Annotated in this window: 21 protein-coding genes and 1 pseudogene; 9 read left to right on the top strand and 13 right to left on the bottom strand. The window is 71.6% G+C overall.

Annotation, left to right across the window (positions count from 1 at the left end; genetic code table 11):
- Positions 1-103: 103 nt before the first annotated feature.
- Complete coding sequence (locus tag CF165_RS38075; RefSeq protein WP_093952443.1) at positions 104-892, bottom strand: SDR family oxidoreductase; 789 nt, start codon at positions 890-892, stop codon at positions 104-106.
- Between the two features lie 302 nt (positions 893-1,194).
- Between CF165_RS38075 and gltB the strand changes: the two genes are divergently transcribed.
- Positions 1,195-5,748, top strand: coding sequence for a glutamate synthase large subunit (gltB, locus tag CF165_RS38070; protein WP_093952442.1), 4,554 nt, complete (start codon positions 1,195-1,197; stop codon positions 5,746-5,748).
- Positions 5,741-7,249 carry a glutamate synthase subunit beta gene (locus CF165_RS38065; protein ID WP_093952441.1) on the top strand — a complete coding sequence of 503 codons (1,509 nt, stop codon included), beginning with the start codon at positions 5,741-5,743 and terminating at the stop codon, positions 7,247-7,249. The genes gltB and CF165_RS38065 overlap by 8 nt, the downstream gene beginning before the upstream one ends.
- Positions 7,250-7,297: 48 nt before the next feature.
- On the opposite strand, the gene CF165_RS38060 is transcribed toward CF165_RS38065, so the two are convergent.
- Positions 7,298-8,212 (bottom strand): glycoside hydrolase, encoded by a 915-nt coding sequence (locus CF165_RS38060; protein WP_093952440.1) that lies wholly within the window; start codon positions 8,210-8,212, stop codon positions 7,298-7,300.
- 226 nt (positions 8,213-8,438) lie between these two features.
- Between CF165_RS38060 and CF165_RS38055 the strand changes: the two genes are divergently transcribed.
- The 3 genes from CF165_RS38055 (at position 8,439) to CF165_RS38045 (ending at position 11,158) form a co-directional block, all read left to right on the top strand.
- The gene (locus CF165_RS38055; protein WP_093952439.1) at positions 8,439-9,326 is read left to right on the top strand and encodes a trypsin-like serine peptidase; all 888 of its coding nucleotides are present in this window, start codon (positions 8,439-8,441) and stop codon (positions 9,324-9,326) included.
- Between the two features lie 81 nt (positions 9,327-9,407).
- Positions 9,408-10,802, top strand: coding sequence for an alpha/beta hydrolase (locus tag CF165_RS38050; protein ID WP_093952438.1), 1,395 nt, complete (start codon positions 9,408-9,410; stop codon positions 10,800-10,802).
- A gap of 38 nt (positions 10,803-10,840) precedes the next feature.
- Positions 10,841-11,158 carry a hypothetical protein gene (locus CF165_RS38045; RefSeq protein ID WP_143268737.1) on the top strand — a complete coding sequence of 106 codons (318 nt, stop codon included), beginning with the start codon at positions 10,841-10,843 and terminating at the stop codon, positions 11,156-11,158.
- A 6-nt stretch (positions 11,159-11,164) separates the two neighbouring features.
- Here CF165_RS38045 and CF165_RS38040 read toward each other — a convergent pair whose 3' ends face one another.
- Positions 11,165-11,761 (bottom strand): hypothetical protein, encoded by a 597-nt coding sequence (locus tag CF165_RS38040; RefSeq protein ID WP_093952436.1) that lies wholly within the window; start codon positions 11,759-11,761, stop codon positions 11,165-11,167.
- Positions 11,762-11,773: 12 nt separating this feature from the next.
- Here CF165_RS38040 and CF165_RS38035 point away from each other — a divergent pair, with 12 nt between their 5' ends.
- Positions 11,774-13,177, top strand: coding sequence for a class II 3-deoxy-7-phosphoheptulonate synthase (locus CF165_RS38035; RefSeq protein WP_167441695.1), 1,404 nt, complete (start codon positions 11,774-11,776; stop codon positions 13,175-13,177).
- A 7-nt stretch (positions 13,178-13,184) separates the two neighbouring features.
- Here the strand turns inward: CF165_RS38035 and CF165_RS38030 are convergent, their stop codons facing one another.
- Positions 13,185-13,967, bottom strand: a complete 783-nt coding sequence (locus CF165_RS38030; protein WP_093952435.1) for an SDR family NAD(P)-dependent oxidoreductase — start codon at positions 13,965-13,967, stop codon at positions 13,185-13,187.
- Positions 13,968-14,053: 86 nt separating this feature from the next.
- Here CF165_RS38030 and CF165_RS38025 point away from each other — a divergent pair, with 86 nt between their 5' ends.
- Positions 14,054-14,890, top strand: a complete 837-nt coding sequence (locus tag CF165_RS38025; RefSeq protein ID WP_093952434.1) for a helix-turn-helix transcriptional regulator — start codon at positions 14,054-14,056, stop codon at positions 14,888-14,890.
- A 9-nt stretch (positions 14,891-14,899) separates the two neighbouring features.
- On the opposite strand, the gene CF165_RS38020 is transcribed toward CF165_RS38025, so the two are convergent.
- The 5 genes from CF165_RS38020 to pknB form a co-directional block, all read right to left on the bottom strand.
- Positions 14,900-16,213, bottom strand: coding sequence for a wax ester/triacylglycerol synthase family O-acyltransferase (locus CF165_RS38020; RefSeq protein ID WP_093952433.1), 1,314 nt, complete (start codon positions 16,211-16,213; stop codon positions 14,900-14,902).
- A 186-nt stretch (positions 16,214-16,399) separates the two neighbouring features.
- Entirely contained in the window at positions 16,400-17,101 is a 702-nt protein-coding gene (locus CF165_RS38015) for a hypothetical protein (protein WP_093952432.1), read from the bottom strand.
- A 138-nt stretch (positions 17,102-17,239) separates the two neighbouring features.
- Positions 17,240-18,745, bottom strand: coding sequence for an SPFH domain-containing protein (locus CF165_RS38010; protein WP_093952431.1), 1,506 nt, complete (start codon positions 18,743-18,745; stop codon positions 17,240-17,242).
- Between the two features lie 58 nt (positions 18,746-18,803).
- Positions 18,804-19,013: an NfeD C-terminal domain-containing protein gene (locus CF165_RS38005; RefSeq protein ID WP_093952430.1), complete on the bottom strand. Its 210-nt coding sequence runs from the start codon at positions 19,011-19,013 to the stop codon at positions 18,804-18,806.
- Positions 19,010-21,037, bottom strand: coding sequence for a Stk1 family PASTA domain-containing Ser/Thr kinase (gene pknB, locus CF165_RS38000; protein WP_093952429.1), 2,028 nt, complete (start codon positions 21,035-21,037; stop codon positions 19,010-19,012). The genes CF165_RS38005 and pknB overlap by 4 nt, the downstream gene beginning before the upstream one ends.
- Positions 21,038-21,140: 103 nt before the next feature.
- Here pknB and CF165_RS51370 point away from each other — a divergent pair, with 103 nt between their 5' ends.
- Complete coding sequence (locus CF165_RS51370) at positions 21,141-21,509, top strand: Rv2175c family DNA-binding protein (protein ID WP_158226873.1); 369 nt, start codon at positions 21,141-21,143, stop codon at positions 21,507-21,509.
- 499 nt (positions 21,510-22,008) lie between these two features.
- Positions 22,009-22,098: pseudogene (locus CF165_RS37990) on the top strand (CGNR zinc finger domain-containing protein); the annotation flags it as partial.
- A 3-nt stretch (positions 22,099-22,101) separates the two neighbouring features.
- Here the strand turns inward: CF165_RS37990 and CF165_RS37985 are convergent.
- From CF165_RS37985 to CF165_RS37970, 4 genes are read right to left on the bottom strand one after another with little or no spacing between them, the layout of a single operon-like run.
- Entirely contained in the window at positions 22,102-22,881 is a 780-nt protein-coding gene (locus CF165_RS37985; protein WP_093952428.1) for an LLM class F420-dependent oxidoreductase, read from the bottom strand.
- Positions 22,878-23,804 (bottom strand): phytoene/squalene synthase family protein, encoded by a 927-nt coding sequence (locus CF165_RS37980; protein ID WP_093952427.1) that lies wholly within the window; start codon positions 23,802-23,804, stop codon positions 22,878-22,880. The genes CF165_RS37985 and CF165_RS37980 overlap by 4 nt, the downstream gene beginning before the upstream one ends.
- Positions 23,801-25,273 (bottom strand): phytoene desaturase family protein, encoded by a 1,473-nt coding sequence (crtI, locus tag CF165_RS37975; protein WP_093952426.1) that lies wholly within the window; start codon positions 25,271-25,273, stop codon positions 23,801-23,803. The genes CF165_RS37980 and crtI overlap by 4 nt, the downstream gene beginning before the upstream one ends.
- Before the next feature lies 1 nt (position 25,274).
- Complete coding sequence (locus CF165_RS37970; protein ID WP_093952425.1) at positions 25,275-26,357, bottom strand: polyprenyl synthetase family protein; 1,083 nt, start codon at positions 26,355-26,357, stop codon at positions 25,275-25,277.
- Between the last annotated feature and the right edge of the window lie 50 nt (positions 26,358-26,407).

Genomic DNA, 26,407 nt, shown 5'->3' with positions numbered 1-26,407 from the left:
GAACGCCACATTGGGGCGCTGGCCACCGGTCAACAGGGCCGGGGGCTTGGGCGCCGCCCCCGGTTTCCACGCTACCGGGCGGGACCGACAGTTTCGGTGTCTGTCAGCCCAGGTCGGGGAGGCCCAGCTCCAGGTTCGGGGCCTGCAGGCCGCCGTCGACCTCGAGGATCTTGCCCGTGATGTAGCCGCCGGCCGGGGACGCCAGGAACACCACCGTCGCCGCGATGTGCTCCGCTTCGCCGATCCGCTTCAGCGGGGTCGCCGACTCCATCTTCGCCTTCAGCTCCGGGTTGCCGACCACGATCTCCAGGGCCGACGTCGCCACCGAACCCACCGAGATCGCGTTCACCCGCACCTTCGGGGCCAGGTCCGCCGCCGCGAGGCGCGTGTAGTGCGCCAAGGCGGCCTTTGCCGTTCCGTAGGCCGCGAAGCCGCGGCCCGACACCCGGCCCATCACCGACGAGATGTTGACCACCGAGCCGCCCGTCTCCACGAGGGACGGCGCCGCCGCCACCGTCAGCGCGTGGGCTGTCGCCACGTTGAAGCGGAATGCTTCCTCCATGAAGTCCACCGTCGACTCCAGCAACGGCCGCGGGTACGTGCCGCCGACGTTGTTGACCACCAGGTCGAGGCGGCCGAACTCCGACACCGCCGTCGCGGCCAGCGCCGCCGCCGCATCCGGCGACGAGAGGTCGACGGGCACCGGGAAGGCTCGGCGGCCCGCGTCGGAAACTCGCGCGGCGACTTCCTTGAGCTGGGACTCGGTGCGGGAGGCGATGACCACGTCGGCGCCCGCTTCGGCGAGCGCCACGGCGGTGGCGGCGCCGATTCCGCGTCCGGCGCCGGTGACGACCGCGACCTGGTCGGTGAGCTTGAACCGATCGAGGATCATGCGGCGAAATGTAACACGTTCTAGTGACCGGGGACACACTCCGCCGATCACGTCACGTTGGACTTGACTGGAGTTTCCGGGCCGTATACTTAGCGGAACGAACTACCGGGAACCCATCAGGAACTACGTCGTTCCGCGCAGCCAGATCGTTACCGTCCGCCGCCGTCCGGGGCGCTCTGGAGTGCTGCTGCCGTGTTTCCCAGGTGTTAAAGTCGCGCTAACGAAGCGGGCCATCGTCGTCCCGTGCGCTCCCCGGCCGGTAGCCCGGCCCCGCACGACAAGACGACGAAGGAGGTCCCTTCATGATCTTCTCCGCCATTCCCGGCAAGCAGGGTCTCTACGATCCGGAGACCGAACAGGACTCCTGCGGTGTGGCCATGGTGGCCGACATCCGCGGGCGCCGCTCCCACGGCATCGTCACCGACGGCCTGGCCGCGCTGACCAACCTGGACCATCGCGGCGCCGCCGGCGCCGAGCCCACCAGCGGCGACGGTGCCGGCATCCTGCTGCAGCTGCCCGATGCGCTGCTGCGCGCCGAAGCCGGTTTCGCGCTGCCCGAACCCGACGAGCACGGCCACCACACCTACGCCGCCGGTATCGCTTTCCTGCCCGAAGACGCCGAGCAGCGCCGCAAGGCCGTCGGGCTCACCGAACGCATCGCCGTCGAAGAAGGACTCGAGGTCCTCGGCTGGCGCGAGGTTCCCGTCGACGCCGACCGCGCCGACCTCGGCCCGACCGCCCGCTCGGTCATGCCGCACTTCGCCATGCTCTTCGTCGGCGCCGACGGAAAGTCCGGCTTGGCGCTGGACCGCCTCGCCTTCTGCCTGCGCAAGCGCGTCGAGAACGAGAGCGCGAACGCCGGCTGCGGCACGTACTTCCCGTCCCTGTCCTCGCGGACGATCGTCTACAAGGGCATGGTGACGCCGGAGCAGCTCCCCGCGTTCTTCTCCGACCTGCGCGACGAGCGCCTGGAAAGCGCCATCGCGCTGGTGCACTCCCGCTTCTCCACCAACACCTTCCCGTCGTGGCCGCTGGCCCACCCGTTCCGGTTCGTGGCCCACAACGGCGAGATCAACACCATCCGCGGCAACCGCAACCGCATGCGGGCCCGCGAGGCGCTGCTCGAATCCGACGTCATCCCCGGCGACCTTTCGCGGTTGTTCCCGATCTGCTCGCCGGACGCGTCGGACTCGGCGTCCTTCGACGAGGTGCTCGAGCTGCTGCACCTGGGCGGCCGGTCGCTGCCGCACGCGGTGCTGATGATGATCCCGGAGGCGTGGGAGAACCACGCCACCATGAAGCCCGAGCGCCGCGCCTTCTACCAGTTCCACGCCAGCCTGATGGAACCGTGGGACGGCCCGGCCTGCGTCACCTTCACCGACGGCAGCCTGGTCGGGGCGGTCCTCGACCGCAACGGCCTGCGCCCGGCCCGCTGGTGGCAGACCGCCGACGGCCGCGTCGTGCTCGCCAGTGAAGCCGGCGTGCTCGACGTGGCCCCGAAGGACGTCGTCGCCAAGGGCCGCCTCAAGCCCGGCAAGATGTTCCTGGTCGACACCGAGGCCGGCCGGATCGTGGACGACGAAGAGGTCAAGTCCGCGCTGGCCGCCGAATCGCCCTACGACTCGTGGCTGCACGCGGGCCTGCTGAAGATCGCCGAGCTGCCCGACCGCGACCACGTCGTGCAGAGCCACGACTCCGTGCTGCGGCGCCAGCTTTCCTTCGGCTACACCGAAGAAGAGCTGAAGATCCTGCTCGCGCCGATGGCCGAGAAGGGCGCCGAGCCGATCGGCTCGATGGGCACCGACACCCCGCCCGCGGTGCTGTCGAAGCGGTCCCGGCTGCTCTACGACTACTTCAAGCAGAACTTCGCCCAGGTGACGAACCCGCCGCTGGACGCGATCCGCGAGGAGCTCGTCACCTGCATGGCGCGGATCATGGGGCCGGAGCGCAACCTCCTGGCTCCGGGACCGGCGTCCTGCCGCCACCTGAAGCTGCCGTACCCGGTCATCGACAACGACGAGCTGGCCAAGCTCATCCACATCAACGACGACGGCGACCTCCCCGGCTTCGCCTGCAGCGTCCTTTCCGGACTGTACGAAGTGGACGGCGGTGCCGAAGCGCTCGCGAGCGCCGTCGAACGCGTCCGGCGCGAGGCGTCCGAGGCGATCGCGGCCGGCGCGCGCACACTCGTGCTGTCCGACCGGGACTCCGACCACCGGATGGCGCCGATCCCGTCGCTGCTGCTGGTTTCCGCGGTGCACCACCACCTCGTCCGCACCAAGGAACGCCTGCGCGTCGCGCTGGTCGTGGAATCCGGCGACGCGCGCGAGGTCCACCACATCGCGCTGCTGCTCGGCTACGGCGCCGCCGCGGTCAACCCGTACCTGGCCTTCGAAACCATCGAAGACATGATCGGGCAGGGCGCGGTCACCGGCATCGAGCCCGCCAAGGCGATCCGCAACTACGTGTACGCACTGGTCAAGGGCGTCCTGAAGATCATGTCCAAGATGGGCATCTCGACGGTCGGCGCGTACACCGCCGCCCAGGTCTTCGAATCCCTCGGCCTGAGCCAGGACCTGCTGGACGAGTACTTCACCGGGACGTCGTCGAAGCTCGGCGGCGTCGGCCTCGAGGTGCTCGCCGAAGAGGTCGCGACACGCCACCGCCGCGCCTACCCGGACAACCCGACCGAGCGCGTCCACCGTGGACTCGACACGGGCGGCGAGTACGCCTACCGCCGCGAGGGCGAGCTGCACCTGTTCACGCCGGAGACGGTGTTCCTGCTGCAGCACGCGTCCAAGACCGGCCGTGACGAGGTCTACCGCAAGTACACCGACGAGGTGCACCGCCTCTACCGCGAAGGCGGCACGCTGCGCGGGCTGTTCTCGTTCAAGGATGGCGTCCGCGAGCCGGTCCCGATCGACGAGGTCGAGCCCGCCGAAGCGATCTTCAAGCGCTTCAACACCGGGGCGATGTCGTACGGCTCGATTTCGGCCGAGGCGCACGAAACCCTGGCCATCGCGATGAACCGCATCGGCGGCCGCTCCAACACCGGCGAGGGCGGCGAGGACCCCGAGCGGCTCTACGACCCCGAGCGCCGCAGCGCGATCAAGCAGGTCGCGAGTGGACGGTTCGGCGTGACCAGCGAATACCTGGTCAACGCCGACGACATCCAGATCAAGATGGCGCAGGGCGCGAAGCCCGGCGAAGGCGGCCAGCTGCCGCCGAACAAGGTGTACCCGTGGATCGCGCGGACCCGGCACTCGACGCCGGGTGTGGGGCTCATTTCCCCGCCGCCGCACCACGACATCTACTCCATCGAGGACCTGGCCCAGCTGATCCACGACCTCAAGAACGCCAACGAGCACGCCCGCATCCACGTGAAGCTGGTGTCCTCGCTCGGCGTCGGCACGGTCGCGGCGGGTGTGTCCAAGGCGCACGCGGACGTCGTGCTCATCTCGGGGCACGACGGCGGCACCGGCGCGTCCCCGATGAACTCGCTCAAGCACGCGGGCACGCCGTGGGAGATCGGCCTCGCCGAGACCCAGCAGACGTTGCTGCTCAACGGGTTGCGCGACCGGATCACCGTGCAGGTGGACGGCGCCATGAAGACCGGGCGCGACGTCGTCATCGCGGCGCTGCTCGGTGCCGAGGAGTACGGCTTCGCGACGGCACCGCTCGTCGTCGCGGGCTGCATCATGATGCGCGTCTGCCACCTCGACACCTGCCCGGTCGGCGTCGCCACGCAGAGCCCCGAGCTGCGCAAGCGCTACACCGGCCAGGTCGAGCACGTCGTCAACTTCTTCAAGTTCGTCGCCGAAGAGGTCCGGGAAACCCTTGCCGCGCTGGGCTTCCGCACGCTCGACGAGGCCATCGGCCACGCCGAGCTGCTGGACACCGACGAGGCCGTCGACCACTGGAAGGCGTCCGGCCTGGACCTGGCGCCGATCTTCGAGATGCCGACGGAGACCCCGTACGGCGGCGCGAAGCGGCGCACCCGCGGCCAGGACCACGGCCTCGAGCACGCCCTGGACCGCACGCTCATCCAGCTCGCCGAAGCGGCGCTGGAAGACGCGCACCAGGTGAACATCGAGCTGCCGGTGCGCAACGTCAACCGGACCGTCGGCACGCTGCTCGGCTCGGAGATCACCCGCCGCTACGGCGGGGAAGGCCTGCCCGAGGGCACCATCCACGTGACCCTCACCGGGTCGGCGGGCCAGTCGCTCGGCGCGTTCCTGCCGCGTGGCATCACCCTCGACATGGTCGGCGACGCGAACGACTACGTCGGCAAGGGCCTCTCCGGCGGCCGGATCGTCGTCCGCCCCGACCCGGAGGCGACCTTCGCGGCCGAAGCGCAGACGATCGCGGGCAACACGATCGCCTACGGCGCCACCGGCGGCGAGATCTTCCTGCGCGGGCAGGTCGGCGAACGCTTCTGCGTCCGCAACTCCGGCGCCACGGTCGTCGCCGAGGGCGTCGGCGACCACGCCTTCGAATACATGACCGGCGGCCGCGCGGTGGTGCTCGGCCCGACCGGGCGGAACCTGGCGGCCGGCATGTCCGGCGGCATCGCCTTCGTCCTCGACGTCGACGCGAAGAAGGTCAACCAGGAAATGGTGGACCTCCTGCGGCCGACCGCCGACGACCTGGCGTGGCTCAAGAAAACCGTGCAACAGCACTACGATCTCACCCGCTCCGCGGTGGCCGCGTCGCTGCTCGGCGACTGGCCACGCCGCTCGGTGGCGTTCGCGAAGGTGATGCCGCGCGACTACCAGCGGGTTCTGGACGCGGCGAAGGCGGCGCGCGCCGCCGGCCGCGATGTCGACGAGGCGATCATGGAGGCCGCTCGTGGCTGACCCGACCGGTTTCCTGAAGTACGAACGCGAAGAGCCGAAGAAGAAGTCCAAAGAGGAGCGGCTCGCCACCTGGGGCGAGGTCTACGCGGACGTCGACCCGGCCGAGCGCAACGGACAGGTGCGCAAGCAGGCGTCGCGCTGCATGGACTGCGGCATCCCGTTCTGCCACTCCGGTGGTTCCGGCTGCCCGCTGGGCAACCTGATCCCGGAGTGGAACGACCTGGTCCGCCGCGGCGACTGGGCCGCGGCGAGCGACCGGCTGCACGCCACCAACAACTTCCCCGAGTTCACCGGGAAGCTGTGCCCGGCGCCGTGCGAGGCGGGCTGCGTGCTGTCGATCTCGCCGGCCTCGGGCGGGCCGGTGTCGATCAAGCGCGTCGAGCAGACGATCGCCGACCAGTCCTGGGAAGCGGGTTACGTCCAGCCGCAGGTGTCCGAAGTGTCCAGTGGACGGCGGGTCGCCGTGGTCGGGTCCGGCCCGGCCGGCCTGGCCGCCGCCCAGCAGCTGACCCGCGCCGGCCACGAGGTCACCGTCTTCGAACGCGACGACCGGCTCGGCGGGCTGCTGCGCTACGGCATCCCCGAGTTCAAGATGGAGAAGAAGGTCCTCGACCGGCGCCTGGCGCAGCTGCGCAAGGAAGGCACCCGGTTCGTCACCGGCTGCGAGGTCGGCGTCGACCTCACGGTGGAGGACCTGCGCGCGCAGTACGACGCCGTCGTGCTCGCGGTCGGCGCGCTGCGCGGCCGCGACGACACGACGACGCCGGGCCGCGAGCTGGCCGGCGTCCACCTGGCGATGGAGCACCTGGTGCCGGCCAACAAGTTCGTCGAGGGCGACGGCCCGCCGTCGGTCGACGCGAAGGGCAAGCACGTCGTCATCATCGGCGGCGGCGACACCGGCGCGGACTCCTACGGCACCGCCACCCGCCAGGGCGCGCTGTCGGTGACGCAGCTCGACCAGTACCCGATGCCGCCGTCCACCCGGGACGACGAGCGGTCGCCGTGGCCGACCTGGCCCTACATCCTGCGCACCTACCCGGCGCACGAGGAGGCGGGCGAGCGGAAGTTCGCCGTGGCGGTCAAGCGGTTCGTGGGCGACGGGAACGGCCGCGTCAAGGCGGTCGAACTGCAGCAGGTCAAGGTGCAGAAGGACCCGGCGACCGGCCGCCGCGAGGTGATCCCGGTCAACGACGAGATCGAGACGCTCCCGGCGGACCTGGTCCTGCTGGCGATCGGCTTCGAAGGCGTCGAGGAGATGCCGCTGCTTTCCGAGCTCGGCCTGTCGTTGACCCGCCGCGGCACGCTCTCGTGCGGCGCGGACTGGCAGACGGAGACGCCGGGCGTGTTCGTCTGCGGCGACGCCCACCGTGGGGCTTCGCTGGTGGTTTGGGCGATCGCGGAAGGCCGCTCGGTGGCCCACTCGGTCGACGCGTTCCTGACCGGCGCATCGGACCTCCCGGCCCCGGTCCACCCGACGGCCCTCCCGCTCGCCGTCGTCTGATCCGACCCGTCGAAGGCCCCCTCGCCACTGGTGAGGGGGCCTTCGCCGTCAGCTGCCGGAGGCCCAGTAGAGGCCGGGATCGCTGCCACTGCCCTTCCACAGGGCGTACAGCCGGTCGTCGAAGGCCGACAGAGCGGGGCCCCTGCTGCTGCCAGTGTTGCTCATCTGCCGCTGAGCGGCCCAGGTCGTCCCGTCACTCGAGGACCAGTACAGGGCGGTGTCGGTTCCGGTGCCTTTCCACAGGGCGTAGAGCTGCGTGCCGAACGCGGCCAGCGCGGGCCCCGCACTGGTGCCGGTGTTGACGATCTTCTGCTGAGGGGTCCAGCTCGTTCCGTCGGTGGAAGCCCAGTACAGGGCGGGGTCGCTGTGGCTGCCCTTCCACAGCGCGTAGAGCCGGTCCCCGAGCACCGCCAAGGAGGGGCCTTCGCTGGTGCCGATGTTGAGGATCTCCTGCTGATCGGTCCAGGTCTTCCCATCGCTGGAGGACCAGTAGAGGCCGGGGTCGAGTCCGGTGCCCTTCCACATGGCGTAGAGCCGCCCCTTGTACGCGGCCAGGGCCGGCTGGGCACTGGTGCCGCGGTTGCCGAGCAGCTGCTGGCTGCTCCAGGTGGAGCCGTCGCCGGAGGAAGCCCAGTAGATCGCCGGGTCGTTCTGGCTGCCCTTCCACATGGCGTACAGCGTTCCGTTCAACGCGGCCAGGCCGGGGCCTTCGCTGCTGCCGGCGTTGGGCATCTTCTGCTGACCGGCCCAGGTCGTCCCGTCGGTGGAGGACCAGTAGAGACCGGTGTCGGTGCCCGTGCCCTTCCACAGGGCGTAGAGCCGCTTGCCGAACGGGGTCAGCGCGGGCTCCGCGCTGGTGCCGGAGCCGCTGATGCTTTGCTGAGCGGTCCAGGACAGTGCCGCGCTCGCCTGCGCGGACGCCATGCCGGATCCCAGGGAGAACACCAGAACGCAGTTGATCATGACGAACAGATTTCGCGAAAATCCTGTCACCTTCCGCTCCCATCGGATGATCGTCGGGAAACCGCTTTCCGGAGGGATACGCCAGGGGGTTACACGCCTCGGCGCTTACGTCGAACGGTGGCCGCGGATCCGGCCGAACAGCGGTGTGCGCTCTGTGGCGAGGCAATTACTTTCGAGTGGCTGTGTCGCCTTTGCGACGATTCACTTCTGCGGAAGGTGGGGCGTCTTGAAGCACACGAAACTCCGGGCCGCGGTGGTCACCGCCGTCCTCTCCCTCGCGTTCGCCCTGGTCGGAACGCCCGCCCAGGCCGCGCCGAAACCCTTCTGGACGCCCGATGCCATGCGGGCGGCCGTTCCGATGGACTCGCTCGTCAAAGCCCCGGCCTTCACCCCGAAGGACGTCGCGCGCGGGCAGAGCGCGATCATCCGGAGCATCCCGAACGGCGGTGGGCCCTGGACCGGCGGCGGCAAGGTCACCCAGACCGCCGGGCGCGTGTTCTTCCTCTTCAACGGCCAGAAGGCGTCCTGCTCCGGCGACGCCGTCACCAGCACCAACGGCAGCGTGGTCGTCACCGCGGGGCACTGCGTGAAGTACCAGGGCACCTGGCACACGCAGTGGGTGTTCGTGCCCGGCTACAACAACGGCAACGCGCCCTACGGCCAGTGGACGGCGAAGACCACCCTCACCACGCCGCAGTGGGAAGCCAGTGAGGACATCAACTACGACGTCGGCATGGCCGTCGTCAACCCACTGAACTCCCAGCGGCTCACCGACGTCGTCGGCGCCCAGGGCATCGCGTTCAACCAGCCGAAGAACCAGAACATGTACACCTTCGGCTACCCGGCCGCGTCGCCCTACGACGGTACGAAGCTGATCTACTGCAGCGGCACCACGTTCACCGACTTCCTGCTGACCCAGGACCACGGCATGAGCTGCAACATGACCGGTGGCTCCAGCGGCGGGCCGTGGTTCCTGTCGTTCAACGAGGGCACCGGCGCCGGCGTGCAGGCCTCGGTGAACAGCTTCGGCTACAACTTCCTGCCGGGTTACATGTTCGGGCCGTACTTCGGCACCGACGCGCAGAACCTGTACAACCGCGCGCAAGCCGCGTGAGGTTCGTCAGCCCAGGGGAGGAGCCGTGGTTCCGGCCCCTGGGCTGACGTCCGCGCGCGCGGCCCGGGGCAGGCTCGGGGCATGCGAAAAACCCTGATCGCGCTGGCTTTCCTGCCGCTGCTCGCCGCGCCCCCGGCGGAGGCGGCCCCGAGACTGCAGTGGACGACCCCGTGCCCGGACTACGGCATGTCGCCGTCGCCGACGGCCGGGCTCGAATGCGCCACCCTGCGCGTGCCGCTCGACTACGCGCACCCCGGGCGCACCATCGAACTGACGATCTCCCGCCACGCCGCCACCCCCGGCAAGAGAAGGGGTGTGCTGCTGATGAACCCCGGCGGGCCGGGCAGCCCCGGGCTCGCCATGCCCGCCCAGCTGGTGCAGCGCATGGGTGATTCCGGCCTGCCGGACGCCTACGACGTCATCGGGTTCGACCCGCGTGGCACCACCTACAGCACGCCGGTGACGTGCGGCATGACGACTTCGGAGGAGCGCGGCGCCGTGCTCGGTCCGTACGCGAACGGGCCTGCCGACGTCGCCGCGACCGCCGCGAAGGCGCGGGCCGTGGCGGAGAAGTGCGGAAACGCGTCCACAAAGGACCTGCTGCCGCACATGACGACCGCGAACACCGCCCGTGACCTCGACCGGATCCGGGAAGCGCTGGGGGAGAAGAAGATCTCCTACTACGGCGTCTCGTACGGCAGCTACCTCGGCGCCGCCTACGCGTCGATGTTCCCTGGCCGGGGCGACCGGATCGTGCTCGACAGCGTCCTCGGGCCCGGTGGCCTCGACGTCCGCGCCAACCAGCGCTTCGCCGAAGGGTTCGACGACCGCTTCCCGGACTTCGCCGCGTGGGCGGCCGAGCGAGACGACGTCTACCACCTGGGACGGACCCCGGCGGCGGTGACGGCGAAGTTCTTCGAGCTCGCCGCCGTCCGCGGGCCGGAGTTCCGGTCCGACACGTGGAACGGGCTCTACGACGACGCGTTCTTCCCGGCACTGGCCCGGGAATGGGCGGGGACCTCGCGCACCGCGGCCGGGCCGCTCGACGGCGACAACCGCGCCGCGCTGCAGCTGCAGGTGATCTGCAACGACTCGAACTGGCCCGAGCGGATCGGCTACTACCAGCACGCGGTCGAACGCGAACGGGCGAAGCGCCCGATGTTCGGCCCGGCCACGGCGAACGTGAACCCGTGCGCGTTCTGGCCGGTCGAGCGCGCGGAGCCGCCGGTGCGCGTCGGCGGCCCCGGCCCGGCGAACGTCCTGCTGGTGCAGAACCTGCGCGATCCGACGACCCCGCTTTCGGGCGCGCGGGAAACGCTGGAGGCGTTCGGGGCCCGCGCGCGGATGGTGACCGTCGACGCCGGCGGGCACGGCGTCTTCACGCGGGAAAACGCTTGCGGCAACGAAGTGGTGCTGCGCTATTTGCGTGACGGGGTCTTCCCGGCGGCCGACGGGTCCTGTCAACCTGGTCGGTGAGGGGGGCTTTCCCCCTCGGGGGAAAAGGGGAAAGAATCATGAAAAGAATCGTGTTCTTCGCCGTGTCCGCGCTGGCTGCGATTCTGCTGACCGCGCCGACGGCGTCCGCGTCCGGAGGGAACCCGGTCTGCATCCCGGAAAGCCTGCGGTTGCTCGGCACGGACGGCACTTCGATCTGCCTGGCCGTCCCGACGCCGTCGATCACGCCGCCGTTCACCGCGTTCGCCGAACAGAACGGCAGCCAGGACACCTGGTGCCTGTACACCCAGCCGAAGTACGCCGGCGCCATGGTGCGGATCCCGCCGTTCTCGCGGACCAACGTGTTCGCGACGTTCGCCGCCGGCCGGCCCTGCTGAGCGGCCTCAGCTCAAGGCGGTGAGCAGCGCCCAGTAGCCGCCGCCGCCGACGACGACGCCCATCAGCAGCCCGGCCAGCACCTCCGGGGTGGTGTGGTCGCGCAGCCGCACGCGCGACCACGCCACCCAGACGACCGGCAAGGCGAGCAGCAGCGCCCACGGCCCGTACGTCAGCGTCAGCACCACCACGGCGGCCGAGGCGACCGCGGCGTGCAGCGAGATCTTGAACTTCGCCCCGAACGTGATCGCGACCGCGACCACGAGGCTGGCCAGCATCGACGCGGCCAGCGCGACCAGCGGCGCGGGCGCACCTCCGGCCAGCAGCCCGGCGAAGCCCAGGCCGAGCGACACCCCGGCGAACAGCAGCGGGACGCGGCGCCCCGCCCGGTTCGTCACGTGATGGCCGTCCCATTTGCCCCGTTTCGCGCCGTGGACGATGAGGGCCATCGGGAGCAGCGAGCCGGTGACGGCGATCAGCAGTCCCCAGCCCAGCGCGGGGAGCGGGCGGTGTCCGGTGGCGGACCAGGAGACGGCGAGGGGCAGTGTGAGGACCCACACCCAGGGAGCCAGGACCTCGGTGGCCAACCGGGCGAAGCGGAGCACGGGGCGAACCTTATCCTGGTCTGTGTGAACTGGACTGTGGACGTCCCCGTCGACACGCTGCCCGAGCTGCCGCCGCTCCCGCCCGTGCTGCGCGAGCGGCTCGACAAGGCGCTGGCCCTCCCGGCCGCGCAGCAGCCGGAGTGGCCCGACCCCGACGCGACCCGCCGGGTCCGCGGCGTGCTGGAGAGCGTGCCGCCGATCACCGTCCCGGCCGAGATCGACCGGCTGAAGAGCCGGCTGGCGATGGTCGCCCGCGGCGAGGCGTTCCTCCTCCAGGGCGGCGACTGCGCGGAGACGTTCGAGTCCAACACCGAGCCGCACATCCGCGCCAACCTGCGCACGCTCCTGCAGATGGCGGTCGTGCTGACCTACGGCGCGAGCCTCCCGGTGGTCAAGGTCGGCCGCATCGCCGGCCAGTACGCGAAGCCGCGTTCGGCCGCGACGGACGCGCTGGGCCTGCAGGTGTACCGCGGCGACATCATCAACTCGCTGGTCCCGAAGCCCGAGCTGCGCGTGCCGGACCCCGGCCGGATGATCCGCGCCTACGCGAACGCGGGCGCGGCGATGAACCTGGTCCGCGCGCTCACCGCGGCCGGCATGGCCGACCTGCACCAGGTGCACGACTGGAACAAGGACTTCGTGTCGGCTTCGCCGGCCGCGCAGCGCTTCGAGTCGCTGGCCAACGAGATCGACCGCGGCCTGCGGTTCATGTCGGCGTGCGGCGTCACCGACACGTCGCTGCAGTCGACCGAGATCTTCGCCAGCCACGAGGCGCTGCTGCTCGACTACGAGCGTTCGATGCTGCGCCTGGACAACGCCGACGCCGCCAACCCGAAGCTGTACAACCTCTCGTCGCACTTCCTCTGGGTCGGCGAGCGCACCCGCCAGCTGGACGGCGCGCACATCGCGTTCGCCGAGCTGCTGGCCAACCCGATCGGGTTGAAGATCGGCCCGACGACCACGCCCGACCAGGCGCTGGAGTACGTCGAGCGGCTCGACCCGCGCCACGAACCGGGCCGCCTGACCCTCATCGCGCGCATGGGCAACGGCAAGGTCCGCGAGGTGCTGCCGGCCATCGTCGAGAAGGTCGAGGCGTCCGGGCACAAGGTCATCTGGCAGTGCGACCCGATGCACGGCAACACCCACGAGTCGTCCACCGGGTACAAGACCCGCCACTTCGACCGCATCGTCGACGAGGTCCAGGGCTTCTTCGAGGTGCACAACAAGCTGGGCACCTACCCGGGCGGCATCCACGTGGAGCTGACGGGCGAGGACGTCACGGAGTGCCTGGGCGGCGCCCAGGAGATCTCCGACGTCGACCTGTCGGGCCGCTACGAGACGGCCTGCGACCCGCGGCTGAACACGCAGCAGTCGCTGGAGCTGGCGTTCCTGGTCGCGGAGATGCTCCGCGGCTGAGGCCGGTTCACGCCCCGGCGCCGCCGTCGACCGGCACGATCGCGCCGGTCACCATGGACGCGCGGTCGCTGAGCAGCCAGGCCGCCGCCTCGGCGACCTCGCGGGGCTCGGCCATGCGGCCGAGCGGGATCGAGGCGTTGATCTGCTCGACGATCCCGGGGGACGCCGCTTCCCACGTGTCGATCATTTCCGTGGCGGTGCCGCCGGGGGTGATGCCGTTCACCCGGATCCCTTGCGGGCCCCAGGTCACGGCGGCGGTCTCGGTGATGCTGTTCAGCGCGCGCTTCATGGCGCCGTAGGCGGGCAGGGCGGGGTTGGCGCGGCGGCTGCCGATGCTGGAGGTGTTGACGATCGCCCCGCCGCCGTGGCGTCGCATGAGTGCGGCTTCGGCGGTCATGGCGGTCCAGTGCGCGCGGAAGTTCACGGCGAACTGCTGGTCGATGTCCTCGTCGGTGGTGGCGTCGAGCGGGCCGGGCTGTTGAATGGCCGCGCCGTTGTTGAACGCGCCGTCCAGCCGTCCGTGCAGCTCCTCGACGCGGTCGACCGCCGCGCGGATGCTCTCGCGGTCGGCGAGGTCCAGGGTGACGGCGTCGGCGACGCCGCCGTTGGCGCGGATCTCGGCGACGATCCGCTGGAGAGCGTCGCTGGTGCGGGCGGCGAGCACGACGGCGGCGCCCTCGGCGGCGAAGAGCCGGGCCGCGGCCGCGCCGATGCCGCGGCTGGCGCCGGTGATGAGCACGACCTTGCCGGTGAGCAGGCCGATCGGGCGGAATTCGCTGGTGTTCGTCATGCCTTCGACGCTGCCCCGGTCCGCGGCCGGGAGACAGGCATCATCCGTACCAGGATCGGGACCGGCAGGCGTCGCATACTGGAGGTATGGACAAACAGGAGCTCGGGGCGTTCCTCCGCAGCCGTCGTGAGCGGCTGCGGCCGCAGGACGTCGGCCTGCCCGCCGGGCCGCGCCGGAGAACGCCGGGCCTGCGCCGCGAGGAGGTGGCGGTGCTCGCGCACATCTCCACCGAGTACTACGTCCGCCTCGAGCAGGGCCGGGCGCCGCGTCCGTCGGGCGAGGTCCTGGCCGGGATCGCCGGTGCGCTGCGGCTGACCGACGCGGAGTCCGAGCACCTGCACGTCGTGGCGGGCACCGCGCCGATCCGGAGCGGCCTGCACCGCCGTGACGTGCGCCCCAGCATCCTGGCGCTGCTGCAGCGGCTGCCGCAGACGGCCGCCTTCGTCATCTCCGCCACGTTCGAGGTGCTGGCCTGGAACGACCTGGCGGCAGCGCTCATGGAGGACTTCGCCGAGGCCTCTCCCGAGGGGCGCAACCTCGCCCGCAAGGCGTTCCTCGGGCCGGCCGAGCCGCCGTACGGGATCTCCGACGCCGCCGAGTTCCGGCTCAGCGTCGTCATGGACCTCCGCACCGCACTGGCCCGTTACCCCGCCGACCCGGCGGTGCGCGGGCTCGTCGAAGAACTGCGCGCGGGCAGCGCCGACTTCGCCCGGCTGTGGGAGCGGCACGACGTGCAGGCGACGCCGGTGCTCACGAAGACCTTCCGGCACCCGGCAGTGGGGGAGGTGACCGTCGACTGCGACTCCCTCGCCCTGCCCGACCGCGACCAGAACCTCGTGCTCTACACGGCGCCGCCCGGCTCCCCCGGGGCCGAGGCGCTGGCGTTCCTGGAGGTGGTCGGACCGGCGGGCGTCACCTTCTGACGAGGCCCGTCAGGAGGCGTCCACCAGGCGGGCCACCGACTTGAGGACCGCGTCCCGCAGCGAGCCGACGTCCGGGACCGCTTCGCCGTTGGCCTGGAGTCCGATGTGGACGGAGTCGCGGTACGGGGCGACCGCGATGCCGACCGCGTGGCGCGGGGCCAGCGGCACGAACGGGTAGATCTCCGCCAGCCGGGCGCCGCCGATCGACAGCCGGGCCGGGGGCACCGGGACCGTGGTGATCACCAGGTCGAACAGCATCGGCGCGGCGAGGCCCGCGGTGCGCGTGCCCAGCCGGTGCAGCAGGGGCGGGACGCGGCCGGCGAGCAGCGGCAACGCCCCCGCGCCGCGGGCCGGGCCCGCCGCCTTGTTGCGGGTCATCGCCCGGCGGACCAGCCGGAGCCGCTCGACCGGGTCGTCCTCGCCGACCGGCAGGTCGCACAGGTAACCCGACAGCTTGTTGCCGCCGAGCTGATCGCCCGCCCGGCCGCGCACGCTCACCGGGATCAGCGCGCGCAGGGTGCGGCCGTCGGCGCGCTGCCCGCGGTTCACCAGCCACTCGCGCAGCGCGCCGGCCAGCACCGCCAGGACGACGTCGTTCGTCGTGCCGCCGTGCGTCCGGCGCACCTGGCGCAGTTCGGTCAGCGGCAGCCGCACGAACCCGAGCCGCCGCTCGGCGGACGGCGGCGCCGACACCGGGGAGAGCGGCGGACGCGCGGCGCGCACCACCGACGACGCGATCCCGGCGGCCTCGTTCGCCTGGCCCCACACCGTGCCCAGCGCGTCCTTCACCGTGTCCAAAGTGGAGCGAGGGGCGGGGATCGGCCGGGACGGGGAGATCCGTTCCGGCAGCTTGACGCCGTCGAGCAGGCCGGCGGCGACCGCGTACGCCCCCGCGCCGTCGGTGAGCGCGTGGTGCAGTTTCAGCAGCAGCGCGAACTTCCCGTCCGGCAGCCCGGTGACCAGGGTCAGCTGCCACAACGGCCGGGACGTGTCGAGCGGCTCGGCGATCCACCGCGACGCGTAGGCCGTGAGCGGGTCCGGCTCGTACAGCGAGCTCAACCGCACGTGCTCGATGTGGTCGGCCGCGACGAACTCCGGGTCCTCGGCCCAGCTCGCCGAGCCCGGCGGGAACAGCTCGGCCCGCGCCCGCTGGCGCAGCTTCGGCAGGCGGGCGGCACGTTCGGCGAGCAACGCGGTCAACGCGGCGGGATCGACCGGGCCGCGGGCGGTGAAGGTGACCACCGCCCCCATGTGCATCGGAGAGGTTTCGCTTTCCAGGCAAAGGAAAGCGACATCGAGTGCGCTGAGCGGCGAGCCTGCCATGGGCGACCTTTCCGGGTTTCGCGGAGGCGCACGGCCACGTGCGTCGGAAGGGAGGAAACCCACTGCACCAGCCCGACGTGACGGGCGGGTGGTCGACGTGTTTCCACGAAGCTAACGACCCACCCCGTTCATCCATTCGAGATACCCCGGGCCGCGGTGCCCCGGCTCACAGCTCAAGAACGGGACTCAATCACCTGGAGCATGCCCGGGTTCTTCCGCGCGGACCACCGCTGTCCCCCAATCAGGGGTGAGCGCGACCTGCTTGCCGACGCGGCGGACCGGCAGGCCGTTCGCCTGCCGCTTGCCGAGCCCCGGCCAGATTTCCGCGGCGTCCTTCGACGCGGCGCGGATCGCGCCGCCGTCGAGCGTCGTCCGCGTCTCCGGGATCTCGCGGTCCGTCCACTGCACGACCAGCTTCAGCGGGCCGGCCGAGGGGAGCGGCCACAGGAAGATCTCGTGGTCGACGGCGAACCGCGTGCCGCCGACCGGTTGCGCCCGCAGCACCGGGTCCTCCGGCTCGGACGCGGACGGCACCGAGACCGTTTCGGAGCTCGCCCGGCTGCCGTCGGCGTAGAGGACACCGATGAGCAGCCCGTTGTAGTCGGGCTTCCGCCGGTGGTCGATCAGCCCCTCGGCGGGGTTGTCGACCAGGCTGTCGCGGGAGTACACGGTGACGCGCAGTGTCAGCGCCTCCGGCCACACCTCGATGGCCCGCAGCGCGATCACCGTGCGTTCCGACCGGCCCAGCGGCTGCGCCCACGGCAGCACGGCCGGGACGATGTGCTCGCGCGGGGCGTCGGTCCAGTGCCGGCCGTTGAACGCGTAAAGCTCCTGCTCCGGCACGGGGAACAGGGGACGCTCACGGGGACCGCCGGTGAAGAAGCTCATCGGACGGCCCGCGACGCACGGTCCGGCACCATGCGCCCACGGTAGGACAAGCGAGCGGGAATTTCCGCCCCCGTTCGGGGGTACGGCCCCTGTTCCCTGTGATCCGGGACACAGGGGCCGTACACGCACGGTGAACGATCAGTCGCTGAGCTTCAGCTCGCCGTTGCGCCGGGCGGCCTCGTCGAGCTCCTTGTCCGCCGGCTTGCCCATGGCGTCCATCAGCTGGCGGGCCAGGCCGAGGCCGGTTCCGCCGAGCGACAGCGCCTTGGCGAACATGTCGGACATGCCGTCGGCGCCGTTGAGCACGACCATGTGATCGATGTTGCCGAACGCGCTCGCGCCGGCCTCGACGATCTCCGGCCAGCGCTCGGCCAGCTGCTGCGCGACGACGGCTTCCTGGTTCTCCGCCAGCGCCGCCGCGCGCGCCTTGATCGCGTCCGCCTCGGCCAGACCCTTCGCGCGGGCCGCTTCGGCTTCCGCGAGACCGCGTGCCTTCGCGGCTTCCGCTTCCGCGAGACCCCGGGCCTTCGCCGCGGCGGCCTCGGCTTCACCGGTCGCCCGGGTCGCGCCCGCCATCGCCTCGGCGCGTGCCTTCGTGGCCTGCGCCTCGGCCTCGGCGGCCGTCTTCACGCGGGTCGCGTCCGCCGCGGCCCGCAGCTCGGTCTCCTTCGCCTCGGCCTGGGCCTTCGCGATCGAAGCGTCGCGGGCGGCGTCGGCCGCGGTCCGGGTGTCGTACGCCTTCGCGTCGGCCGGCTTGCGGACCTGCGACTGCAGCCGCTGCTCGGCCAGCGCCGCTTCCAGCTCGGCCGCCCGCGTCTCCTGGACGACGACCTCCTGGCGCGCGGTCGCCTCGGCCAGCGGACCCGATTGGGACATCTTCGCCCGGGCCTGGTCGACCTCGGCCTGGTAGCCGGCCTGCTGGATCTGGCTTTCGCGGACGGCGGCGGCCTTCTTCGCGGCCGAGATCTGCTCGACTTCGGCGGCTTCCTGGTCGCGCTGGGCTTCGGCGATCCGGGCCGACGCGGCGATCGCGGCGGCGTGCGGCTTGCCGAGGTTCAGGATGTAGCCGGACTCGTCGTCGATCTCCTGGATCTGCAGCGAGTCGACGATCAGCCCCAGCTTGATCATCTCGGTGGCCGAGGACTGGCGCACCTCGCCGGTGAGCGCGTCCCGGTTGTGGATCATCTCCTCGATGGTCAGCCCGCCCACGATCGAGCGCAGGTGCCCGGAGAAGAGCTCGTGGATCGTGTCGTTCATGCCCTTCTGCTGGTCCAGGAACCGGCGGGCGGCGTTGGCGATCGAGGCGAAGTCGTCCCCGACCTTGTAGATCACGACGGCCCGGACGGTGACCGGCAGGCCCTGCTTGGTCACGCAGGAGACCTGCAGGTTGACGCCCCGGGTGTCCAGCGACAGCCGCCGCGCGGTCTGGAAGCCGGGCAGGACGTTCACCCCACGGCCGGTGATGATCTTGAAGCCCAGGCTGTCCGCCGTGTCCGCGCGGTCGACCCGGACGCCGAGCCCGGAGATGATCAGCGCTTCGTTCGGTTCCGCGACCTTGTACAGCAACCGCAGGACCCCGAAGATCACGAACAGCAGGACGATGAGCCCACCCGCCGCGTACAGCAGGATTTCGACGAGACTCATGGCACCGACCCCCTCGCTCTTTTTCTGTTGTGCGTGTGTTGGTCCCCCTTCTACGCCGTCAGCGGCTCAGGGGTTGCCACCGCTCGACGTAAACCGTCCGAGGGGGTTCGAAGTCGACCACGAGCACCTGGGTGCCGGAGGCGAAGGACTCGTCCGGGTCGGCCGGGTAGGCGTAGAACGCCTCCGTGCCGCCCCGGACGTTCAGCAGTACCTCGCCGATGAGGCCGGGGCCGATCGTGCCCGTCACGCGGCCTCGGCTGCCGATCATCCCCCGAAGCCCTTCAGCTTGACCTTGCTGCCCTTCTGCACGAACGTGCCCGGCTGCGGGTCCTGCTCGAAGACGAAGTCGAACCCGCCGCCGCCGCGCCCGCGGCCGCCGTCGCGGTCGGCCTTCAGCCCGGCCTGCTCGAGGATCTTCTGCGCGTCGCCGAACGAGCGGAACCGGACGTCCGGCACCTGGACGGCGTTGTTGACGAAGACGCCGATCCGTTTCGCCTTCGGCTGCGTGTTGGCCGACGGGTCGGTCCGGGTCACCGCCCCGCCCGGGACGTCCTGCTTGAACTCCTCGCCCGCCTGGAACGGCTCGAACCCGGCCTGCTGCAGGATCTGGAACGCCTCGTCCTTGGACCGGCCGGTGACGTCCGGGACCGGCGGCAGCGGGATCGGGCCCTTCGACACGATGATCGTGACCTGGCCGCCGATGGTGAGCTGGCTGCCCGCCGACGGCGTCGTGCGGATGACGGCGCCCTGCGGGACGTCGGAATCGAAGTCGTCGCCCCCGCGGACCGGCGTCAGCTGGGACGCCTTGATCGCCTGCTCGGCGTCGGCCAGTGCGGTGCCCGGCCGGATGTCCGGCACCACCGGGCGGCCCTTCGACAGCACGACCGACACCGAGGAGTTCGGCGCCACCGTCGTGCCCTCCGCGGGGCTGACGCGCAGCACGGTGTTCGACGGCGCCGTGTTGTCGAACTCCTGGCTGAACTGCGGGTTCAGTTTCACCGCCCGCAGCGCGTCCCCGGCCGCGGCCTGGTTCAGGCCGACGAGCTTCGGCACGGTCGCGATCTTGTCGCCGCCGCCGTCGGTGAGCATGAACGCGAACGCCGTGATCAGCCCGCCGAACAGCAGCACCGCGGCGGCGATCAGGGCGATCCGCTTCCGGTTGTCCTTCGGCTTCTCCGGTTCCGCCTGGCTCCGCCGCCGCGGGGCCGGCCGCACCGGCGGCACCGCGCCGCCCACGGGCACCCCCGGTGGCGGGGTGCCCGGGTGGCTCAGCGCCTGCGTCGGGTTGGGCCGGTGCACCGGCATCGTCTTCTCGGAGTCCGGCAGGACCTGCGGGATCCGCGGCAGCGTCCGCTCGGTGTCGGCGAGGTCGCCCTGGCCGTGCGAAACCGGGACCGGCACGGTCACCGGGAGCAGCCCCAGCTGCGCGCGCACCGCCGTCAGCTCGGTCAGGAAGTCGCCGGCGTCGGCCGGGCGCAGCGCCGGGTCCCGCCGGGTCGCGCGCGTGATCAGGTCGTCCAGCGCCGGCGGGAGGTCCGGGCGCAGCTCGCTCGGGCGCGGCACGTCGTCGTTCACATGCCGGTAGGCCACCGAGATCGCGGTGTCGCCGGTGTAGGGCACCCGGCCGGTGAGCATTTCGTAGAGCAGGATCCCGGCCGAGTAGACGTCGCCGCGCGAGGAGGCCGCGCCGGTCGCGACCTGCTCCGGCGACAGGTAGGCGACCGTGCCGAGGATGACGCTCGAGCTCGTCGTGCCCGCGCTCGCCACGGCCCGCACCAGGCCGAAGTCGGCGACCTTCACCGCGCCGCCGGTGTGCGGTCCCGTCCGGCCGATCAGCACGTTCTCCGGCTTCACGTCGCGGTGCACCAGGCCTGCCCGGTGCGCGGCGGCCAGCGCCGACAGCACCGGCTCGGCCACGCTCAGCGCCAGCGCGACGTCCAAGGGACCCTTGTCGTCCAGCAGGTCGCGCAGCGTGCCGCCGTCGACCAGCTCCATCACCAGGAACGCCAGCCCCGACTCCGCACCCTGCGGCAGGTCGAACCCCTGGTCGTGCACCGCCACGACGTGCGGGTGGTGCAGCTGTGCCGCGGACTGGGCCTCCCGCACGAACCGGTCCACGAACGACCGGTCGTCCGCGAACCGCGGGTCCATGATCTTGATCGCGACCGGACGGTCCAGCCGGGTGTCCGTCCCCCGGTAGACGGAAGACATTCCGCCGTGGGCGAGCAGCCGGTCCACCCGGTAGCGCCGCTCCAGGAGCGTGCCGACCAGGCTGGGGTGGGTGCGTGTCACGAGTATGGATCGTACGGAACCGCGTACGCCTCGTGGAGGAGACCTCGCGGGTCACCCGTGCGTACTAGCGGGTGAGGGGACGAAATGTGGCACAGTGTCACCTGTGAGTGGGATTCCTGTCGCCGAAGACATCCTCGATACCGCCATCGAGGTCCTCCCGTTGCAGGAGGTGGCGAACGTCCTCGGGACGTCGAGCAACAAGGTCCGGCAGATGCTGCGGGACGGGCAGCTGATCGCGGTGAGGCGGCGCGGCGAACTGTGCGTGCCCAGCGACTTCTTCGTGAAGGACGGGGTCGTCAAGGGCCTGACCGGGACGATCACCGTGCTCGCCGACTCCGGGTACAGCCGGACGGAGATGCTGCGGTGGCTGTTCGCCGCGGACGACACGCTGCCGGGCAGCACCCCCATCAACGCGCTGCGCACCAGCCACGGCACCGAGGTCAAGCGGCGAGCGCAGGCGATGGCGTTCTGACCTGCGCAAACAGGTCACCGCGGCGGCTGCTTGGACGGCCGCGGCGGTGAGCAGGCACGCCGGGAGCGACCACACCGGCCGCCGGGCCGGTGATCTTCACGCTCGCCGCCGTCGCTGGGCCGCGTAGGTGTCGTGTCGTTGCGGCTTGGTAACCCACCACCCCGAAGCCGGATTGTGACTACGGACGGTAGCACCGCGTCAAGGCGGGAAAGCGTGCCTTGACCCGGTACTGCCGTCCGTGTTCTGGCTTCGTATCGGGGTGGCAGGGAGGGGTCTGGGTGGGGTGCCGGTTATGCCGTCAGCGTGCCTTTCACGCGCGGGAGGCGCCTGACATGGGCCGCTACGACTTTGCCTGAACCCTGCCCGCAGGGGGTAACAGATGGTGATCATGCCGATCCCGGCGCAGGAGATCGTCGAGGCGGTGGTCGCCCGCCGCAGTGGCGCGTTGCGGACCAGAACCCTGAAGCCGACCTTGAGGCTGGGCTTCTTCGGCGGAGCCGCGCACACAGGCGGCGGCAGCCCGCGGCGGTTTTGCTCGCCCCGGTGCGCGACGCGCGAACGCGTCGCCGCGCACCGGGCGCGGAGGTGAAATTCAGCTCTGGGTCTTGTCGCGCCAGGCAATCCACTTCTTCAGCGCGCCGAGGTCGTGGTCCGGGCCGCCCACGCCGACCGTGAACGTCGTGACGCCCAGGTCGAGGAGCTTCGGGCCCAGCTCGTCCGGCTCGCCCTGCACGCCGCACGAGCGCTCGATCTCGGCCGGGTCGCGGCCGACGTCCGCGCAGTGCTGGTCGAGGATCTTCACCTTGCGGCCGACGACCTCCGGGTCGCCGAAGCCGTGCCAGATGTCGCCGTGCTTCGCCACGAGCTTCAGCGTCTTCTTCTCGCCGCCGCCGCCGATGAGCACCGGGATCTTGCGGGTCGGCGCCGGGTTCAGCTTGCCAAGGCGCGACTCGATCCGGGGGAGGGACTCCGCCAGGTCGTCGAGGCGGCCGCCCGCCGTGCCGAACTCGTAGCCGTACTCGTCGTAGTCCTTCTCGAACCAGCCGGAGCCGATGCCGAGGATGAGCCGCCCGCCCGAGATGTGGTCGACCGTGCGGGCCATGTCGGCCAGCAGCTCGGGGTTGCGGTAGCTGTTGCAGGTGACCAGCGCGCCGATCTCCACCCGGGACGTCGACTCCGCCCACGCGCCCAGCATCGTCCAGCACTCGAAGTGCTTGCCCTCGGGCTCGCCGTACAGCGGGTAGAAGTGGTCCCAGTTGAAGACGATGTCGGCGCCGAGGTCCTCGGCCGCCGACGCGGTGCGCCGGATGGTGTCGTAGTCGGCGTGCTGCGGCTGGAGCTGCAAGCCGATCCGGATGCGTCGTTCGGTCATGATCGCAGCCTACGACCGCCGCGGAACGTCTCGCTCGCCCAGACCGCGGCCAAGGGTGGTAGCGCGACTACCAGCCTCCGCCGCTTCGGGACCACCGCCCGCCGCGTCAGGATGTCGTAGTCCAGCGCGACGATCTCGTCGAGGATTCCTTCGTACAGCGTCAACGCCGTCCGCACGCAGGGCCGCGATTCGGGACGCAGCAGCGCCACCCCGGCTTCGGCCCGCCGGTACACCGCCCGCGTCCGCGCCACGAAGTACGCCAGCGCGGCGCGGATCCGCGGATCGGGGCACCGCCGCTCCAGCAGCTCCCGCGAGACGCCGAACGCGGCCAGTTCCGCGGCCGGCAGGTAGAGCCGCCCGCGGTCGAGGTCCTCGCCGACGTCGCGCAGGAAGTTCGTCAGCTGGAACGCCTCGCCGAGGGCGATCGCGCCCGGTTCGGCGTCGGCGAGCGGGCCGACGGTGCCGAAGACCGGCAGCATCTGCAGCCCGATGACCGCGGCCGAGCCGTACATGTACTCGCCCAGCTCCGCGAACGTCGTGTATTCGACGGGCTTGAGGTCCGCCCGCATCGACTTCAGGAACGCGTCGAACAGTTCCCGCGAGAGGCCGTACCGGCGCACCGTGTCCGACAGCGCCACCAGCACCGGGTCGTCCGGCGTCCCGCCCTCGAAGACGACGTCGACCATGGCCGCGACACGGTCCAGCTCGGCCGCCGGGTCACTGCCCGGCGACGGGTTGTCGACCAGTTCGTCGGCCATCCGCGCGAACCCGTACAGCGTGTGCGCGGCCGGCCGGGCCCTGGCCGGCAGCAGCCGCGTGGCCAGGAAGAACGTCCGCCCGTAGTGCGCGTTGATGCGGCGGCACGCGGTGTAGGCGGCGCGCAGGGCCGGCTCGGTGATACCCGCGGCGTCGAGTTCGTTCACCGGCCGGTGATCCTTTCCGCTGCCAGTTGTCCGGAGATGAGCACCGGCGGGATGCCGACACCCGGGGTCGTGCCGCAGCCGGCCAGTACCGCGTTGCCCGCCGCGCGCACCAGGTTCGCCGGCCGGAAGGGGCCGGTCTGCGCGAACGTGTGCGCCAGCGAGAACGGCGTCCCGGCCGTCAGCCCGCGTGCCGCCCAGTCCGCCGGGGTGATCGTCTCGTCGACGGTGAACTCGTCGCCGAAGCCGGTCAGCCCGCGTGCCTCCAGCGTGCGAAGCAGCTCTTCGCGGTACGGCCCGCGTAGGCGTTCCCAGTCGATCGGCCCGCGACGCAGGTTGGGGGCGGGCGCGAGCACCGAGACGATCTCGCCGCCGCGGCCGGCCAGCCCCGGGTCCGTCGCCGTCGGCCGGGTGACCAGCAGTGACGGGTCGCTCATGAGCTTGCCTTCGCGGATGATCTCCGCGAACGTCCGCTCCCAGGCGCCGCCGAAGAAGATCGTGTGGTGCCCGAGGTCCCACGCTTGGGTGGTGCGGCCGTGCAGGACCACGGCGGACGGCGAATAGCGCAGCGGCACCGGCCGCCGGGGCCGCGCCCCGAGGAGCCGGTAAGCCGTCCCCAGCTCGGTGGCCAGCACGACGGCGTCGCACGCGATGCGTTCGCCCGAGCGCGTGCGGACCGCTCGCACTCGCGACGCGACCCGTTCCAGCCAAGCGGCTTCGGTGCCGAAGCGCACGTCCGCGCCCGCCCGTGCGGCGGCACCGGTCATCGCCCGGCCGATTTCACCCATCCCGCCTTCGGGGTAGTAGACGCCGCCGACGGTGTCCATGTAGGCGATGACGCCGTACGCCCCCATCGCCCGCGCCGGATCGAGACCCGCGTAGAGCGCCTGGAAGGAGAAGAGCCGCCGGACGCGCTCGTCGAGCAGGTACCGGCCGACGCGCGGGCCCAGCCTGCCGAACCCGCCCAGCGCGGCGAGCTTCGCCAGCTCGGGGCGGGCCAGGCCGAGCGGCGAGTCGAAGTTCGCCGCGAGGAAGTGGTCCTTCTGCACGGTGTAGAGCTCGGTCAGCCAGCGCCGCAGCGCCCGGTAGCCCACCGCTTCGCGGGCGCCGGCGAAGGCGCGGATCTCGGCCTCCATCGCCTCGCCGTCGGTGTGCAGCGCCAGCGTGGAGCCGTCGGCGAAGCGCGCCCGGTAGGCCGGGTCGAGTCGGGTCAGGCGCACGTTCTTCGCCAGCGGCTCGCCGACCGCGGCGAACGCCTCTTCCAGCAGCTCCGGCATGGTGAGCACGCTCGCGCCGGTGTCCACGGCGTTGCCGTCGAAGCTCTGCTGCCCGGCCCGCCCGCCCGGGACGTCGGCCTGCTCCAGCAGCGTGACCCGCCGTCCCGCGCCGAGCAGGTGCAGTGTCGCCGAAAGCCCGGCCAGCCCGGCCCCGATCACGACGACGTGGTCCGCCCGGCCGTCGATCTTCCGCACGTCAGTACGTCCGCTGGGTGGCCTTGACGACCAGCCCGGTCAGCGCCTCGGGCGCCGGCTCGGCCAGGTGCGCGCGCTCGAGGGCGGCCATCGCCGCTCGAGTCAGCTCGTCGATCCGCCGCTCGACCGCGTCGACCGCGCCGACCTGCTGCAGGGCCATCCGGACGGTCTCCACGCCCTCGTCGGACAGGTCGGCGTCGCCGATCGCGTCCGCGATCACGGTGGCCGCGGCCCGCTCGCCCTTTTCCGCGGCGAGCTGCAGGCCGAGCGCGACCAGCAGGGTGCGCTTGCCTTCCCGCAGGTCGTCGCCGGCGGGCTTGCCGGTGACCGACGGGTCGCCGAACACGCCCAGCAGGTCGTCGCGCAGCTGGAACGCGACGCCGACTTCGCCGCCGAACTCCAGCAGGGTGGCGATCAGCTCGGGGGAGGCGCCACCGAGCGCGGCGCCCAGGTGCAGCGGCCGCTGCACGGTGTAGGCGGCCGTCTTCAGCTTGTCGATCTTGAGCGCGGCCTCGACGGAGGCGTCGCCGGTCGCCTGCGTCCGGACGTCGAGGTACTGCCCGGCCAGGACCTCGGTGCGCATCGCGCGCCAGGCCGGGCGCGCGGCGGCGAGCGTCCCGGCCGGCAACGGGGCGTCGGCGAACATGTCGTCCGCCCAGGCCAGCGCCAGGTCGCCGACCAGCACCGCGGTGGCCAGGCCGAACGTCGACGGCGAACCGAGCCAGCCGCGGTCCGCGTGCAGCTTCGCGCCCGCGATGTGGACGGTCGGGAAGCCGCGGCGGGAGTCGGAGGAGTCGATCAGGTCGTCGTGGATCAGCGCGCACGCCTGGATCAGCTCGAGGCTGGACACCGCCTGCAGGACACCCTCGGCGTCCGGGCCCGCCGGGTCGCCGCCCGCGCCGCGCCAGCCCCACCAGGCGAACGTCGGGCGCAGCCGCTTGCCGCCGTTCAGCACGAACCCGCTCAGCGCGTCGATCCCGGCGGCCACGGTCGGCTCGGTCACGAGGATTTCGGCGCTCGCCCGGCCGAGGAACCCGGCCAGCGCGCGCTCGACGTGGGCGGGCAGGTCGACGTCGGCGTTCATGACGTCATCCTCGCCGAACCCGTGGCCGCCCGGTCGGCCGGGGCACCCCC

Origin of the sequence: Amycolatopsis vastitatis, from assembly GCF_002234595.1 — a bacterium.
GTDB lineage: Bacteria > Actinomycetota > Actinomycetes > Mycobacteriales > Pseudonocardiaceae > Amycolatopsis > Amycolatopsis vastitatis.
This window is presented reverse-complemented; position numbering and strand designations above follow the sequence as displayed.

Bases quoted from the DNA above. Each gene is read 5' to 3' on its own strand.
- CF165_RS38030 (WP_093952435.1), bottom strand. From the start codon at position 13,967: ATGACGAACACCAGCGAATTCCGCCCGATCGGCCTGCTCACCGGCAAG.
- CF165_RS38075 (WP_093952443.1), bottom strand. From the start codon at position 892: ATGATCCTCGATCGGTTCAAGCTCACCGACCAGGTCGCGGTCGTCACC.
- CF165_RS38020 (WP_093952433.1), bottom strand. From the start codon at position 16,213: ATGGCAGGCTCGCCGCTCAGCGCACTCGATGTCGCTTTCCTTTGCCTG.
- CF165_RS38010 (WP_093952431.1), bottom strand. From the start codon at position 18,745: ATGAGTCTCGTCGAAATCCTGCTGTACGCGGCGGGTGGGCTCATCGTC.
- gltB (WP_093952442.1), top strand. From the start codon at position 1,195: ATGATCTTCTCCGCCATTCCCGGCAAGCAGGGTCTCTACGATCCGGAG.
- CF165_RS38015 (WP_093952432.1), bottom strand. From the start codon at position 17,101: ATGAGCTTCTTCACCGGCGGTCCCCGTGAGCGTCCCCTGTTCCCCGTG.
- CF165_RS38060 (WP_093952440.1), bottom strand. From the start codon at position 8,212: ATGATCAACTGCGTTCTGGTGTTCTCCCTGGGATCCGGCATGGCGTCC.
- CF165_RS38045 (WP_143268737.1), top strand. From the start codon at position 10,841: ATGAAAAGAATCGTGTTCTTCGCCGTGTCCGCGCTGGCTGCGATTCTG.
- CF165_RS37985 (WP_093952428.1), bottom strand. From the start codon at position 22,881: ATGACCGAACGACGCATCCGGATCGGCTTGCAGCTCCAGCCGCAGCAC.
- CF165_RS37970 (WP_093952425.1), bottom strand. From the start codon at position 26,357: ATGAACGCCGACGTCGACCTGCCCGCCCACGTCGAGCGCGCGCTGGCC.
- CF165_RS38005 (WP_093952430.1), bottom strand. From the start codon at position 19,013: ATGATCGGCAGCCGAGGCCGCGTGACGGGCACGATCGGCCCCGGCCTC.
- CF165_RS38050 (WP_093952438.1), top strand. From the start codon at position 9,408: ATGCGAAAAACCCTGATCGCGCTGGCTTTCCTGCCGCTGCTCGCCGCG.
- CF165_RS38025 (WP_093952434.1), top strand. From the start codon at position 14,054: ATGGACAAACAGGAGCTCGGGGCGTTCCTCCGCAGCCGTCGTGAGCGG.